Here is a 15,400-nt window from a genome sequence, read left to right on the forward strand (position 1 = left end):
TGAAACGCCGCTAGGCAGCCAGTCTGGCGGCGTTTTCCCCTGCCCACTTGACAAATCGATCTCCATATCAGGATGACAGGGAGGGGAGTACCCAGGATGACCGGGTGGGTGCGTCGCAAACTCGCTCCGCGCAGGATGACAGGAGGGTCCGCCGCAAGCTCGCTCCGCGCAGGATGATACCGCCGTACCCTCACACCGAAGCCGCTACGCGATGAGCTCCTCGAGTGGCAGCAGACAGCGCGGGCCGAGCAGCCCCTTGAGTTCACCAAACAGGTCAGCTGACACCCGCACCTGCAGCGGCACTTCGAACACGCGCACCGCCGTGGCGGTGAGTAGGTTGAGCCGCACCTCACTGTCGCCGCGGTGGCGCCCCAGGGTTCGTTTGAGCTCCTCCATCAATTCCTCAGTGGCCTTCGTGTCTGACAGTGTCAGCGTTAGAGTCGTCGCGTCGTCTTGTACCACCGCGTCAATCGGCTTTACCCCGTAGGCATGCATGGACATGCCGTCGTCGCGGGCCTTGAGCTTGCCTCGCAGCGCCACAATGGTGTCGGCCTGCAGCAAATTCCCAAACTCTTGGTAAGACTTACCCATAAACAGCGCTTGGATCTCACCCGAGAAGTCTTCGACCGTCGCCATGCCGTACAGATTGCCAGACTTGGCGGTGCGGTGTTCCACGCTGGTAAGCAACCCCGCCACTGTCACAATTTCGCCGTCCATCCCCGCCATCGCGTCGGGGTTGGTAATCTGTGCAACGGTCGCTGAAGCTTCCTTTGAGATCGCCTGTTCAAGGCCGCGCAACGGGTGATCCGATACGTACAGCCCCAGCATTTCGCGTTCGAAGGCGAGCTTGTCCTTCTTCGTCCATTCGGGTCGATCTGGTACCTGCGACACCGGCTCCGGTTCACCCTGCTCTTCAGCCACCTCTGCGAAGAGGCTGTCGAAGTCAAACCCGACGTTACCCTTTTCGGCGTCGCGCTTTTCTTTGACTGCGCTCTCAATCGCGGTCTCGTGGATCTCGACGAGCGCGCGCCTGGTGCCCCCGAGGCCGTCGAAAGCCCCGGCCTTAATAAGCGACTCAATGGTGCGCTTGTTGAGAGCCGGGATCGCAACCTTCTTGAGAAAGTCATGGAAGCTCTCGAACGCACCGTCTTTTTCTCGGGCGGTACGAATCGCTTCGACGACGTGGCCACCCACGTTACGAATCGCGCCCAGGCCGAACCGAATGTCTGAGCCCACCGCCGAGAAGTCAGCAAACGAGTCATTCACCGCGGGTGGCAGTACTTTGATACCCATGTGGCGGCACTCGTTGAGGTACAGCGCAAGCTTGTCTTTCGAATCCCCCACGCTCGTCAGAAGCGCCGCCATGTACTCGGCCGGGTAGTGCGCTTTCAGGTAGGCCGTCCAGTAGCTCACCACGCCATAGGCGGCCGAGTGGGCCTTGTTAAAGGCGTAGTCAGAGAAGGGCAGCAGAATGTCCCACAGCGCTTTGATCGCTGGATCCGAGAAGCCGCGCTCGCGCATGCCCCCGCTGAAGCCCGCATACTGTTTGTCGAGCTCAGACTTCTTCTTTTTGCCCATGGCGCGGCGCAAAATGTCTGCCTGGCCCAGTGAGAATCCCGCGACCTTCTGCGCGATCGACATCACCTGCTCTTGGTAGATGATGAGGCCATAGGTTGTGCTCAGCACATCTTTGAGCGGTTCCTCGAGTTCAGGGTGAATCGGGGTGATGGGCTGCAGCCCGTTTTTGCGCAGCGCATAATTGGTGTGCGAGTCCGCGCCCATCGGGCCGGGACGATACAGCGCGAGCACTGCCGAGATATCTTCAAAGTTATCGGGCTTCATGAGACGCAGAAGGCCTCGCATGGGGCCACCATCGAGCTGAAACACGCCCAGCGTGTCACCACGGGCCAGCAGCTCATACGATGCGGTGTCGTCGAGTTCAAGCCTCTCGAGGTCGAGCTCTTCACCGCGGTTGAGGCGAATGTTCTCGAGCGCATCAGAGATAATCGTGAGGTTACGCAAGCCCAAGAAGTCCATCTTGATGAGCCCGAGTCCCTCACAGGTCGGGTAATCAAACTGGGTCACGATCTGGCCGTCTTGCTCACGCTTCATGAGCGGGATGATGTCGATCAGTGGGTCGCTCGACATGATCACGCCAGCGGCGTGCACGCCCCACTGACGCTTCAGCCCCTCGAGTCCGAGCGCCGTCTCGTACACCTGCTTTGCCTCGGCGTCGGTGTCGATCACGGCACGAAACTCGGCCGCTTCTTTGTATCGGGCATGCTTCGGGTCGGTGATGCCCGAGAGTGGAATGTCTTTCGCCATGACAGCGGGCGGCATCGCCTTTGTCAGCTTCTCACCCATACCGAACGGGAAGCCCAGTACGCGCGAGGCGTCCTTGAGCGCCTGTTTCGATTTAATCGTGCCGTACGTGACAATTTGAGCCACGCGCTCGTCGCCGTACTTCTCGGTCACGTACTTGATGACCTCGCCGCGACGGCGATCATCGAAGTCGACATCGAAGTCGGGCATGGACACGCGGTCGGGATTCAAGAACCGCTCGAAGATGAGCCCGTGTTGCAGCGGGTCGAGGTCGGTGATGCGCATGGCGTAAGCGACCATCGATCCGGCGCCTGAACCGCGGCCCGGGCCCACCCGGATCCCATTGTTCTTAGACCAGTTGATGAAGTCGGCCACGACGAGGAAGTAGCCGGGGAAGCCCATCTGCGTGATGACCCCGATCTCGTACTCGGCTTGTTTGCGCACCGCGTCGGGGATCCCCCCGGGGTAGCGGTAGTGCAGCCCGCTCTCGACCTCTTTCACGAACCAGCTGTCCTCTGATTCGCCCTGCGGCACGGGATAGTGCGGCATGTAGTTTGCTTTGGTGTTGAACTCGACGTCGCAGCGCTCGGCAATCAGCAGCGTGTTGTCACAGGCCTCGGGCAGCTCGCGAAAGATGTGCCGCATCTCTGCGGCGCTCTTCAGGTAGTATCCGGATCCACTGAACTGGAATCGGTTGGGGTCGTCGAGTCTCGAACCCGACTGCACGCACAGCAGCGCCGAATGTGCCTCGGCGTCTGCCTCGTGGACGTAGTGCAGATCGTTCGTCGCCACGAGCGGAATCTTCAGGTCTTTCGCGATCTCGAGAAGATCGAGCTTGACACGGCGCTCGATATCGAGTCCGTGATCCATCAGTTCACAGAAGAAGTTCTCTTTGCCGAAGATGTCTTGAAAGTCTGCCGCGGCCTCGCGCGCCTCTTTTAGCTGACCCAAGCGAATGCGAGTTTGGATCTCACCCGACGGGCAGCCGGTCGTGGCGATGAGCCCCTTACCGTATGTTTGTAACAGTTCGCGGTCCATGCGCGGCTTGAAGTACTGCCCCTCGATGGACGACAGGCTCGATAGCCGAAACAGGTTGTGCATTCCGGCGGTCGTCTCGCTGAGCAGCGTCATGTGGGTGTACGCGCCGCCGCCCGAAACGTCGTCGCCGCCGCCCGAACCCCAGCGCACCCGGCTCCGATCGCTGCGGTGTGTGCCCGGCGTGAGGTAGGCCTCGATGCCGATAATCGGCTTCACACCGTTGTCGCGAGCCGTGCGCCAGAAGTCGAACGCACCGAAAGTGTTACCGTGATCGGTCACGGCCACCGCCGTCATACCCTGCTCCGCGGTCGCTTTCATGAGCGGGCCGACACGGGCCGCTCCGTCAAGCATCGAATACTCGCTGTGCACGTGCAGGTGCACGAAGCCGTCATCAACCGCCACTATCGGGCCCCTCTCGCCATTACCCTCAAGGGTACCGCGGCGGCGCTGGAGTTACGCGGTACGCTTTACGCCCGCGCGGGCCTCACACAGCGAGAACGTCGAGTGCGTGCTGAAGGTCAGCTGGGTACACGCTTTCGTATTCGACGAGCAGCCCCGTACCCGGGTGCCTAAACCCGAGCCGCATAGCGTGCAGCCACTGGCGCGTGAGCCCCAGCCGTTCGGTCAGGGTCGGGTCGGCCCCATACATCGAGTCCCCCACGCACGGGTGCCGCTGCGCTGACATGTGCACGCGAATCTGGTGGGTGCGGCCCGTTTCAAGTTGCACTTCGAGGAGGGTCGCATACGGAAACGCTTCAAGCGTTTGGTAGTGGGTGACTGATGGCTTACCGTCGCTCGTAACAGCGAACTTCCATTCGTGGCCGGGGTGCCGGCCGATGGCACCTTCAATGGTGCCCGCAAACGGATCAGGGTGTCCCTGAACTACCGTGTGGTAAATCTTGTCCACCTCGCGCGCTTTGAACGCACGCTTGAGATCGGAGTATGCGCGCTCACTCTTGGCAACCACCATGAGCCCGCTCGTGCCTGCGTCGAGCCTGTGCACAATCCCCTGTCGCTCGGGAGGACCAGAGGTAGCGATCCGAAAACCCGCGCCCGCGAGTGCCCCAAGCACGGTGGGCCCTTCCCACCCGAGTGAGGGGTGGGCGGCCACGCCGGCGGGCTTATCAATCACGACGATGTCTTCATCGTCGTGAATAATGCCGAGCTCTGGGAGGTGCACGGGCACTATTTCTGGGCCGCGCTTCTCTTCCCACGACACTTCAAGCCATGAGCCCGCCGAGAGTCGATCAGATTTTGCGAGCGCGCGGCCGTCAAGCAGCACGCCACCCGCCTGCACTATTTCGACAGCAAAACTGCGTGAGAAGCCCATCAGTTTCGCGAGCGCTGCGTCAACGCGAACGCCCGCCAGACCATCGGGAACAGGGAGACTACGGTGTTGCATTCGATCCTTCTTGAGGGTCGCCCTCAGCGGCCTCATCAGCTTGACCTGCGCCACCATGTCGCCCGGTCCCGTCGATCGGCAGACCGATCAGTGTAATCACGACGAACAACACCATTCCGCTGACAATCGCGATGTCTGCAATGTTGTAGATAGCCTCTGGAAAACCCAGCCACATCCACGGTGTTGAGATGAAATCAATCACGTGGCCCTCTGGAAAGCCTGGCTCGCGGGTGAGACGATCGGTGAGGTTACCGAGCACACCACCGAGCAGAAGCCCCAAAAAGACCGCCCAGGGCCACGACCGTAGCCGTCGCAGCTGCCACAAGATCACGACGACGACAGCGACCGCCAAGATCGTAAAGATCCAGGTCGAGCCGCTGGCCATCGAAAATGCGGCGCCGGGGTTGCGCACAAAGTGCCAGCGCAAAAAGTCACCCAGGACGGGCACAGTTTGCCCCTCAACGAGGTGTGCGACGACCCAGTTCTTCGCGACCTGGTCGACCGTAAGCACGAGCGCGGCAATCGCCGCGAGCAGCACGGGAACGTGCCACCCGCGGCGAGACCGCGCAGTCGTTTGAGACGTGCTCACCCGGGGTACTACTGGAGACCCTCGGGAGCGCCCGAGGGCTCGGGCGAACCGTCGAGTCCGCGCAGCTGCGACTGAATGTACGAGCGCAGCGTCGAACGGTACTCGCCTTCGAACTGGCGCAGATCCTTGATCTTGAACTGCAGGTCGCTGCGCTCGTCACCAAGAATGCGCAGCTCTTCTGCACGCTGCTCCTGGGCGTCCTGCACCAGCTGCTTCGCGGTACGCTCTGCGTCGTTGATCATCTGATCACGCTTGTTCTCGGCCTCGTTGATGAGGCGATCGCGGGTCGTCTCACCCTCGTGCACGTGCTTGTCGTGCAGCTCGAGCGCGAGCTGCAGCATAGCGCTCGACTTGATCGCGTCGGGCTGCGTACCACCAGCCGCTGCGACAACCGGCGCGGGCTCGGCAGCAGGGGCGGGCTCCGGCACAGGAGCAGGCGCAGGGGCCTCAACGACAATCGTCTGCTCTGACACGTCAGCGGCAGGGACGCCAGCGCCAGCTTCGCATGCGGCGAGCTTCGCTGTCAGCTCATCGATCTCTTGCTTGAGCGCGGTCTTCTCTTCGTCGTGCTCGCGCAGCATTTCGACAATCTGGTCGAGAAAGTCATCGACCTGATCCAGATCGTAGCCGTCACGAAACTTGGTGATCGTGAATTTCTGATTCACGACATCTTCTGGAGTCAAGGCCATGGTTACGTCTCTTTCGATTCGGGACCACCCGCGTGGTCTACAAGCTACGCTAGCAAATAACGCACCGTTTGTGCACGGCGCGCTATGCGAAGCCGGGAATGATGGCGAGCAGAATCCAGCAGCTTACGAGCGTGAGGATCCAGCCCAGGTCGATGGACACCTGGCCCAGCCTGATGGGTGGCAGGAGTTTACGAAACATCTTGATGGGCGGGTCTGTCGCACTGTAGACCAGCTCAACCAGTACAGCGACCGCACCGCGCGGACGAAAGTTGCGGCTAAAAATCATCACCCAGTCGATGATGAGTCTCGCCCACAGCACAATAATAAAGAGCCGAATCGCCAGCCGCAGAACCGTGCCGATCGCGAAAACAACCTCCACCTGTTACGCCGTCGGAGTAACGAAGAAGGAGCCACTCTCATCGCGCACAGAGTCCTCGCCCGCAATTTCAATGTGCTCTGGCGTCAGCAAGAACACCTTGCTGGTGACCCGCTCGATGCTGCCGTGGAGCCCAAGCGTGAGGCCGCTCGCAAAGTCAATGAGCCGCTTCGCATCGCCATCGGGCATCGCAGAGAGGTTCATGATCACCGGCACACCCTCGCGAAAGTTCTCGGCAATGACTGTAGCGTCACTGTACGCCGTGGGACGCATCGTGAAGATCTCACTCATGGGCTGCGGCGCAGCCTGCCGGGCGGGTGTCACACGCCGCAGCGGGGTCACCGCGGCAGCCTTGGGTTGCGCCGCACGAGCAGGCTCGGCAGCAGACGTCGTCGAGGACGACGCAGCACTCGTCACCTTTTCAGGCCGAGACGGTGTCGTCGTTGCCTGCTGCCCCTCGAGGTCCTCCTCAGCGAGGCCCAGGAACACCATGGTCTTCTTTAGTGGGTTGCTCATCGTTATCTCCCAACGGTGCGATGGTACGAGACTACAGGTGCTCTGGTCGTTTGCCTGTGATTGCGCTGCCGATGCGCAGGTGTGTCGCCCCGGCCGCGATCGCCGCGGCAAAATCGTGCGTCATTCCCGCAGAGATGTCGGTCGCCTCGGGCGCGAGTGCCCGCACCCGCTCTGAGTATTTGGCAAGGCGTGTAAATGCACTCTCGGGCGATTCTTCAAGCGGCGCGACCGCCATCACGCCGCGAAGGCGCAGGGCCGGGGCCTCCAGCACTCGCTCGGCGAGTCGCTCGAGCTCGGCGGGGGCAACGCCCCCTCGTCCCGGATCATCGGTGAGGTTGACCTGCACGAACGCGTCGATCACCCGGTCGCCCTGCGCGAGCGCGTCAACGAGCCGTTCTCGATCAATCGAATGGATTGCGCTGGCATACCGGGCGGCCTGCCGAGCCTTCTTGGTCTGCAGCTGTCCAATAAAGTGCCAGTTCAGATCGAGATCTGCGAGCTCCGCGGCCTTATCTTGCGCCTCTTGGTGCCTGTTCTCGCCAACGTCGTGCACGCCGAGCCCGGCGAGCTCACGAACGAGGCTCGCCGGGTGAAACTTGGTCACCACAATGAGCGTGGTGCTCTCGGGCGCGCGCCCGGCATCGCGGCACGCGCCTGCGATCTCGCTCCGGATCAGCGCTAACCTGTTGCCCAACCCCGGGTACGCGGGTGAAGCCACCTCTGTCATCGCCTTTTACCGCAGAAACTCGGGGATGTCGAGGTCATCATCATCGTCGCCGTCGAAGGCCGGATCAGGGAGCTGCGCTTCAACCGGGGGGTTCGAAAGCACCTCACCGAACTGACCCGTGGCAGGCGCTCGGTTCTCAGCTTCGCGCTGCGGCGTGGTTTTGAAGCCGGGAAAACCGAGCCCGGTAGCCTCTGAAGCGACGGGAGCTGGCACGTCTTCAAGCCGCTCCACGTGACTACCGCGACGCCCGCGTTCGGGCACGACCGCGGGTGTGGGCGAGCCGTCGTCGTCAAAGCCGGCAGCGATCACGGTCACACGCACTTCGTCCCCGAGCGTGTCGTCGATGACCGTGCCGAAAATGATGTTGGCCTCGGGGTGCACGACGTCTTGCACGAGCGTCGAGGCTTCATATATCTCGCTCAGCGCGAGGTTCGAGGAGCCCTGGATGGACAAGAGCACTCCGTGGGCTCCTTCAACGGAAGCTTCGAGTAGGGGTGAGGCGACCGCAAGCTCAGCAGCCTTGATCGCGCGATCCGCGCCCCGCGCCGAGCCGATACCCATCAGGGCAGACCCGGCCCCCTGCATCACTGACTTCACGTCGGCAAAGTCGAGGTTGATGAGACCCGGCGTGGTGATGAGGTCAGTGATGCCAGACACGCCCGCCAGGAGCACCTGGTCGGCCGCCGCGAATGCCTCGATCATGCTAATGCCGGGCTCACTGATGTCGAGCAGCCGGTCATTCGGCACAACGATGAGCGTGTCGACCGCTTCGCGCAGCGTGTGCACGCCAGCGTCGGCCTGCGCCGCGCGACGCTTACCCTCAAAGCTAAACGGCCTGGTCACCACACCAATCGTGAGCGCCCCGATCGACTTTGCAATGCGCGCCACAACGGGTGCGGCACCAGTGCCGGTACCGCCACCCTCGCCCGCCGTAACGAACACCATGTCGGCGCCAGCTAGCGCCTCCTCGATCTCCTCGGCGTGGTCCTCAGCAGCGCGACGACCCACCTCGGGGTCGGCGCCCGCGCCAAGCCCGCGCGTGAGCTCACGGCCGACATCAAGCTTCACGTCGGCGTCGCTCGCAAGGAGCGCTTGGGCGTCAGTGTTTACGGCGATGAACTCGACCCCGCGCAGGCCGAGCTCGATCATCCGATTGACGGCATTCACGCCGCCGCCGCCCACACCGACGACCTTGATCACCGCGAGGTAGTTCTGGTTCGCTGCCACGTGAATCCCCTCCAACCTTCAACCTCTACCTGAAGTTAAAAGTTAGTATAGCTGTATACGTTTCTGGCCTAACGCTAGGGGTTTTACAGGCCCACATGCATCAGACACGCCGCGCCATCCGACATTATGCGCGAATTCATGTAGTCGGTTACCGAAACACGGGTGCGTCTGGGGACGACACATCTATGAGCTCGAGCGGGCGATCGCCCAGCGCGCCCAGCATTGTCTGCAGCACGACCGCCTTGCGTGCCGTGTGCGTGTCATCACCCCACGCCACGCGCAGGCCGCTTGTCAAGATCAATGTGATGTCTTGCGGCCCTGACGCTTCGACGGTGCTCACCTGAGCCCGCAGGTCGGTGGGTATGTCACGAATGATGCGCGCGGCCTCGCCGAACGCGGGCGAGGCGAGATCGCTAATCGCGCCCTGACCAACGGGCACGCCCTCGGTGGCGCCCTCACTCACCCCCACTTTTACCCCGGCAGCGTCGAAGTGATCAAACCCGCCGTCACTCTCAATAGCGATGACGGGCAGCCGTTCCTCTACCTGTACGCGCAGGGTATGCGGCGGAACACGCTCCACCTTGTACCGCTGGATGAGCGGAAACACCTCGAGCGCAGCGTGCACCTCGCCGTCGTCGACGAGAGCGAGCGGGACACCTTCAAACCGTGAGAGCGCGCGATGCAGGTCAGCCTCGGGCACTGCCGCCGCCCCTGAAACCTGCACGTCACGCACCGCGGTCAACGGCGTAAACGCGCAGAGGGCAACAAACAGTGCGAGTGCCGCAATAGTTCCTCCCGCGACGAGCAGGCCACGGCGCTGCTTGCGCAGTTGATCGGCGAAACGGCGACGTTCTCGACGCTCACTGCGGCGTCTGGCGCGCGCGGCCTGGCGCAGGCGCCTATCGGCGGCACGCACCGGATCCTTCGGTGCCCCGACACCTACCCAGGTCAGCGCGCGCGAGACTCCCGTACGTACGTCCCCCGTCACCGTCGCAACAACCCCAGGGGTCGTTTTCCCGCCGTCAGCGCGGTCGCCCTGGAGCGGCGACTCCGGGGGCGCACCAGCGGCCGTCTCAGCGTGCGTCGACTCGTCGACGGTGCCCCCCTCGGTCACCGGCGCGTCGTGTTCCTCCCTCGACGTCGGCGCAAGGGGCGGTTCGGGTTCTCGATCAAACCCGCCCGGGCGTTTCACACGCCCTCGGGCTCGAATCGTGCGCGCAACGCGTCTACGACCTGTGGAATGATGCGGTAGACAGATCCACAGCTCATAGTCACCATCACGTCACCGGGGCGAGCGATACGTGCGAGATACTCGGCAGCGTCAGCCCACTCTGGCACGTACGCGACGCGGCCCGGGTCAGTGAAATCGTTCGAAACGAGTGCGCCGGTCACGCCTTCCACGGGATCCTCGCGCGCGCCATCAACCGCGAGTACGACCGTGTGGTCTGCCCATGTTTCGAGGGCTTCGGCAAACTCACGGTGAAACAGACTCGTGCGGCTGTAGAGGTGGGGCTGGTGGATCGCAATGAGGCGGCCCTCCCCCACGACTGCTCGCGCCGACTCCAGCAGTGCAGCAACCTCGGTCGGGTGGTGCGCGTAGTCGTCGTACACGCGTACGCCCGCGACGTCGGCGTGAAACTCGAATCGTCGCTTCGTGCCACCGAACTGCGCGATCGCGGCAAGCGCTTCTCCCGCATCAAATCCCAGGCCGGTGAGTACAGCGAGTGCGCCCACCGCGTTGACGGCGTTGTACTTGCCGTACACCGACAGCTGCGCGCTGTGCTGTTCGAGCTCGCCGTGACCGTTCTTGAGTTCAACGGTGAATTTAACCGGGCCCGAGTCGTCAACGTCGAGTAGCCGCACGTCTGCCGCCGGGTCTTCGCCGAAGGTACGCACGTGGGCATGGGCGTCTGTCTGGCGCAGCGCGTCAAGCACTTCAAGGGCCCCCGGGTCGTCGCTCGAGATGACGATCTGTTCACGCGCTGCCAACGCGAAATCGACAAACGCCTGCATGAACGCCTCGCGCGATCCGTAGAAGTCGAGGTGCTCGGGGTCTACGTTGGTGATGAGCGCGATCGAGGTGTCATACAGCAAGAAAGACTTGTCTGACTCATCTGCCTCGATCACGAATAGCTCGTCTGACCCCGGGGCGGCCGAGACGCCGAGGCTCTCGATGATGCCGCCGTTGACGAACGAGGGATCGGCGCCTGCGCCGAGCAATCCCGTCACGACGAGGCCCGTTGAGGTCGTTTTACCGTGTGCGCCCGCGACCGAGACGACGCGCTTGCCCCGCGCAAGCCACGCGAGCGCTTGCGATCGGTGCAGCACGGGTAGCCCGTGTGCGAGCGCGTACTGGTACTCGGGGTTGTCTTGCCACAGCGCGCCGGTAACGACCAGCGTGTCTGCGTCGCCCACATGCTCGGCCGCGTGACCGATGAACACTTTGATGCCGATAGCCTCGAGCGCCTCGGTCGAGTAGTTGGCGCTTCGATCCGAGCCCGTGACGGTGACACCGGCCTGGTGCAGCATGCGGGCAATACCGCTCATGCCCGAGCCCCCGATCCCAACGAAGTGCACCCGACCAAGGTTGTCGGGGATTTCCATTTCGAGATCGGGGTAGATCATGTGCGCTCCTAGCGGGTCAGCTGACACTCCAGCGTACCGCGCCGAGCTCGCGATTCTGCCCGCTCTCTGTCAGATTCGTGAGCTCGGCGGCGCGGCTACGCTCGAACCTCAGCTCAGCTGCGCGCTGCCTCGTGTACGAGCGCGAGCAACCGCTCAGTTCCGTCGAGTGAGCCAGCGCCGCGAGCGCGCTTCGACATCTCGGCGAGCCGCGCGTCGTCCGTGATCAGCGGCAGCAGGGTGCCCCTGACCCAGTCGGGTCCAAGCACACCGTCTTCCACAAGCAGCGCGCCACCGGCGTGCACCACGCTCGCGGCGTTGAACCGCTGCTCACCGTTACCGTGGCTATAGGGCACGAACACGGCAGGCACGCCGAGTCCGGCCAGTTCACTCACGGTCGTTGATCCGGCGCGCGACACAGCGAGGTCGCAGGCTGCGAGAGCCAGATCCATGCGGTCGCAGTATTCGAGCACGCTGTACCCCTGAACACCCGGATCCTGCACCTCGGTGAGCCCGCCCCAGATGTGCAGCACCTGCACGCCAGCCGCGGTAATCGCCTCAGCCGATCCTGAGATGCCCTCATTGATGGCGCGCGCGCCGAGCGACCCACCCGTGACAAGCAGCGTGCGCGTGCCCGGTTCAAGCCCAAAGTGTTCGCGCGCGCTCGCGGCGAGGCTTGCACGGTCAAGACCCGTGATTTCGGGTCGCAGCGGCATGCCGGTCACGCGCGCGTGCCGGATCGGAGTGCCTGGGAAGGTCACGCCCACGAATCTGGTCGCTCGCGCCCCCAGCTTGTTCGCGAGGCCGGGTTTGGCGTTGGCCTCGTGGATCACGATGGGGGTGCGCTCCTTTGCGCCCGCGCGATATGCGGGGGCCGCAGCGTACCCGCCAAAGCCAACAATCACGTCGATCTTGCGGTCCCTGATGAGCGCACGAGTCTGCCTCACTGCACGCGCGAAGCGGCCCGGAAACTTGAGCGCGGCCGCATTGGGTCGGCGCGGGAAGGGCAGGCGTTCGATCGTCACGAGCTCGTAGCCGCGCTCGGGCACGAGCCGCGCTTCGAGCCCCTCGCGCGTGCCAAGCACGGTGATGGTCGCGTCTGGCTCGGTCGCGCGAATGAGGTCTGCGAGCGCGAGCAGGGGGTTGACGTGGCCTGCGGTGCCACCGCCCGCGAGCAGGTAGTTCGTCATGACCTATTTCCTTCCGTTCATCTGGGCGAGTTCTTGCTGGTAAGCCGCACCGTCGCGGGCAATCGATATGACGACGCCTATTGCGAGGAGGCAGGCGATGAGGGCGGTGCCACCCGCGCTAATGAGCGGGAGGGGCACACCGAGCACCGGGAAAATACCGATCACCACGCCGATGTTGACGAAGGCCTGGCCCACGATCCATACGAGCACGCCGCCGACCACTGCCTTACCGAAGCGATCCCTGGCCCGAGAGATCACGCGCAGCATCACGACGGTGAGCACAACGAACAGTGCGATGACGAGCAGCGCACCGATGAGCCCGAGTTCCTCACCGATGATCGCAAAAATATAGTCGTTGTCTGCGGCCGGTAGCCAGGACCATTTGGCCTTCGAATTACCAAGCCCGACCCCGAAGAGACCGCCGCCCGCGAGCGCCCACAGGCCGTGGGTCGCCTGCCAGCCGAGACCGCTGTAATCTTCGCTGCCGCCAGCGTGTTCGAACAGGCGCGCCATACGGTTGCTGCTGGTGACAACGAACAGCAGCACGCCTAAGAGCCCCAACCCCGAGACGACGCCCAAGCTCTTGCCGCTCACGCCACCAAAGTACATGGCACCGATGACGAGCGCAGCCATGATGATCACGGTGCCGAGGTCGTGCCCCAGGAGCACGACGCCCAGCGCAACGATCGCGCCGGGCAACACGACCGGGATCAGCTCGTGCCACATGTTGCCCAGCAGCTTTTCTTTGCGCAGCAACACCGCGCCGATCCACACAACTAGGGCGAGCTTGAGCGCTTCAGATGGCTGTGCGTTGATGGCACCGATCTGAATCCAGTTGCGGTTGCCGTATTCTTCGATGCCCAGGGGCGTGAACACCAAGAGCTGCAGCGCGATGCCGAGGCCTAAAAACCCCCACGCCCACTTCTTCCAGAAGGCGACAGGCATGGCGGCCGCGATGAGCATCAGCGGCAGCCCGATGATGGTGAAGGTCGCCTGACGCCAGAACCCGCCAAAGAAACCCTGGTCGCTCAGGTACGACGTGATCGACGATGACGAGAGCACCATGATCAGGCCGATGCCCACGAGCAACAGCGTGATGCCGTACAGCGCCGCCACCGTGCGGTCGGAGCCCGGTTTGAGGGCGGCACCCAGGTGTATGCGCGCTCGCCAGCTCCCGGCGCTGCTCGTCGCGGGCACGGCTATTATCCCAGCGCTCGCACCGCGGCTTGGAAGCTGCGGCCGCGCGCGGCGTAGTCGCTGAACTGGTCCATGGATGCTGCCGCGGGTGCGAGCAGCACGGTATCGCCGGGCTGCGCCATCTCGGCGGCGGCCTGCACAGCGGCCACCATCACCGGGTCGCCTGAGTCTTCGACGATTTCAACGACGGGCTTGTCCCCCAGATGCCGGGCAAGCGCTGCGCGCACGACGCCGCGGTCTTTACCGATCACCACGGCCCCGCGCAGACGATTAGCGTGTGTCGCGACGAGAGCCTCAATATCGACGCCCTTCAGCAGCCCGCCTACGATCCAGACGACACCATCGAGCGCGCGCAACGACGCGTCTGCCGCGTGCGCATTTGTTGCCTTCGAATCGTCAACGAACTGAACCCCGCCGATCGCGCCGAGCTGCTCGGCACGGTGCTGATCCGGCACGAAGCTCAAGATCGCGCTCGCGATCTCAGCCGGTTCGACGCCGCGTGCCCGCGCGAGTGCGCTCGCGGCAAGCACATTTTGCACCATGTGTGGCTGGGCGATGCCCCGCCCCGCCAGCTCTTCGAGCGTCACCAGTTCGAAGGCCTCCGAGTGCCGCTCGGCATGAAATCCGCGGTCGATCAGCAGCCCGTCGACCACACCGAACCCGCTGGGTGGCGGTGCGTCGAGGCCGAAGCTGATGGCGCGCGCGCCCTCGATCACGTCGGCGCCCTCGACCATGCGCACGGTCGCTTCGTCGATGCGGTTGTAGACGCATGCGACCTGAGTGTGCTCGTACACGCGCGCTTTCGCGGCCCAGTAAGCCTCCGCGCTGCCGTGCCAGTCGAGGTGGTCGTCGGCAAAGTTGAGGCATGCGCTCGCGTAGGGTGAGATCTCGCCCAGCCGTTCAAGCTGAAAGCTCGACAGCTCGACCACGAGTACGTCGTACCCCTGCGGATCGCGCAGCGCATCGAGGATCGGCGTGCCGATGTTGCCCGCGGGTGTTACCCGCAGGCCAGCCGCCTGCAGCATGTGCGCCGTGAGCTGGGTGGTAGTCGTCTTGCCGTTTGTGCCGGTGATGCAGATCCAGTCGGCGACGCGCGGCGTCTTGTCACGAAGTCGCCATCCCAGCTCGATGTCGCCCCACACCGGCACGCCCTGTTCGGCCGCCCACGTGGTGAGCGGATGATCGGGGCGGTACCCGGGCGACACGACCACGAGCTCGGGTGCGAACGCGCGCAAGTCCGCGAGCTGCTCATCATTGCCCGCTGCCGTGAATCGCTCGGCTCCGATCACATCGAGCAATCGCTCTCTCTCCGGATCAGGGCTGCCGTAGACCACGCGCACCCGCGCCCCCAGCTCCACCAGGGTGTCAGCCACCGAGAAGCCCGTTACACCGAGGCCGAGCACCGCGACCCGCAGGCCGCTCCAGTCGTGATGCCAGCTTGACAGCTGCGCGACGCGGTGCGCCGCGTTCACTGAGGATGAAGTGTGTTCGGTCATGTCTTGCTC

At 63.6% G+C, this 15,400-nt stretch carries 13 protein-coding genes; all 13 read right to left on the bottom strand.

The features are described from left to right. Positions 1 to 204: 204 nt before the first annotated feature. The 13 genes from dnaE to murD all read right to left on the bottom strand — a co-directional run bounded on the left by dnaE (position 205) and on the right by murD (position 15,391). On the bottom strand, positions 205 to 3,711 hold the full coding sequence (gene dnaE, locus ACXR2T_RS13955; protein ID WP_458840030.1) for a DNA polymerase III subunit alpha: 3,507 nt from the start codon (positions 3,709 to 3,711) through the stop codon (positions 205 to 207). A 133-nt stretch (positions 3,712 to 3,844) separates the two neighbouring features. Next, on the bottom strand, positions 3,845 to 4,762 hold the full coding sequence (locus tag ACXR2T_RS13960; RefSeq protein ID WP_458840026.1) for an RluA family pseudouridine synthase: 918 nt from the start codon (positions 4,760 to 4,762) through the stop codon (positions 3,845 to 3,847). Further along, positions 4,749 to 5,351 (bottom strand): signal peptidase II, encoded by a 603-nt coding sequence (lspA, locus tag ACXR2T_RS13965; protein WP_458815491.1) that lies wholly within the window; start codon positions 5,349 to 5,351, stop codon positions 4,749 to 4,751. The genes ACXR2T_RS13960 and lspA overlap by 14 nt, the downstream gene beginning before the upstream one ends. An 8-nt stretch (positions 5,352 to 5,359) precedes the next feature. Next, a complete protein-coding gene (locus tag ACXR2T_RS13970) occupies positions 5,360 to 6,040 on the bottom strand; it encodes a DivIVA domain-containing protein (protein ID WP_458840025.1) in 681 nt (226 codons plus the stop codon). 82 nt (positions 6,041 to 6,122) lie between these two features. After that, the gene (locus tag ACXR2T_RS13975) at positions 6,123 to 6,419 is read right to left on the bottom strand and encodes a YggT family protein (protein ID WP_458815487.1); all 297 of its coding nucleotides are present in this window, start codon (positions 6,417 to 6,419) and stop codon (positions 6,123 to 6,125) included. Positions 6,420 to 6,422: 3 nt separating this feature from the next. Beyond that, complete coding sequence (locus tag ACXR2T_RS13980) at positions 6,423 to 6,932, bottom strand: cell division protein SepF (RefSeq protein WP_458815485.1); 510 nt, start codon at positions 6,930 to 6,932, stop codon at positions 6,423 to 6,425. 31 nt (positions 6,933 to 6,963) lie between these two features. Beyond that, the gene (locus tag ACXR2T_RS13985; RefSeq protein WP_458840023.1) at positions 6,964 to 7,659 is read right to left on the bottom strand and encodes a YggS family pyridoxal phosphate-dependent enzyme; all 696 of its coding nucleotides are present in this window, start codon (positions 7,657 to 7,659) and stop codon (positions 6,964 to 6,966) included. A 6-nt stretch (positions 7,660 to 7,665) separates the two neighbouring features. Then, the gene (ftsZ, locus tag ACXR2T_RS13990; protein ID WP_458815481.1) at positions 7,666 to 8,886 is read right to left on the bottom strand and encodes a cell division protein FtsZ; all 1,221 of its coding nucleotides are present in this window, start codon (positions 8,884 to 8,886) and stop codon (positions 7,666 to 7,668) included. 148 nt (positions 8,887 to 9,034) lie between these two features. Beyond that, positions 9,035 to 10,000 (bottom strand): cell division protein FtsQ/DivIB, encoded by a 966-nt coding sequence (locus ACXR2T_RS13995; RefSeq protein ID WP_458840022.1) that lies wholly within the window; start codon positions 9,998 to 10,000, stop codon positions 9,035 to 9,037. A gap of 74 nt (positions 10,001 to 10,074) precedes the next feature. After that, positions 10,075 to 11,511 carry a UDP-N-acetylmuramate--L-alanine ligase gene (murC, locus tag ACXR2T_RS14000; RefSeq protein ID WP_458840020.1) on the bottom strand — a complete coding sequence of 479 codons (1,437 nt, stop codon included), beginning with the start codon at positions 11,509 to 11,511 and terminating at the stop codon, positions 10,075 to 10,077. Between the two features lie 113 nt (positions 11,512 to 11,624). Next, a complete protein-coding gene (locus tag ACXR2T_RS14005) occupies positions 11,625 to 12,698 on the bottom strand; it encodes a UDP-N-acetylglucosamine--N-acetylmuramyl-(pentapeptide) pyrophosphoryl-undecaprenol N-acetylglucosamine transferase (RefSeq protein WP_458840018.1) in 1,074 nt (357 codons plus the stop codon). A 3-nt stretch (positions 12,699 to 12,701) separates the two neighbouring features. Then, positions 12,702 to 13,895 carry a putative lipid II flippase FtsW gene (gene ftsW, locus ACXR2T_RS14010; RefSeq protein ID WP_458840016.1) on the bottom strand — a complete coding sequence of 398 codons (1,194 nt, stop codon included), beginning with the start codon at positions 13,893 to 13,895 and terminating at the stop codon, positions 12,702 to 12,704. Positions 13,896 to 13,900: 5 nt separating this feature from the next. Then, positions 13,901 to 15,391, bottom strand: coding sequence for a UDP-N-acetylmuramoyl-L-alanine--D-glutamate ligase (gene murD, locus ACXR2T_RS14015; protein ID WP_458840014.1), 1,491 nt, complete (start codon positions 15,389 to 15,391; stop codon positions 13,901 to 13,903). Positions 15,392 to 15,400 lie beyond the last annotated feature (9 nt).

The organism is Leucobacter faecis, from assembly GCF_054456635.2.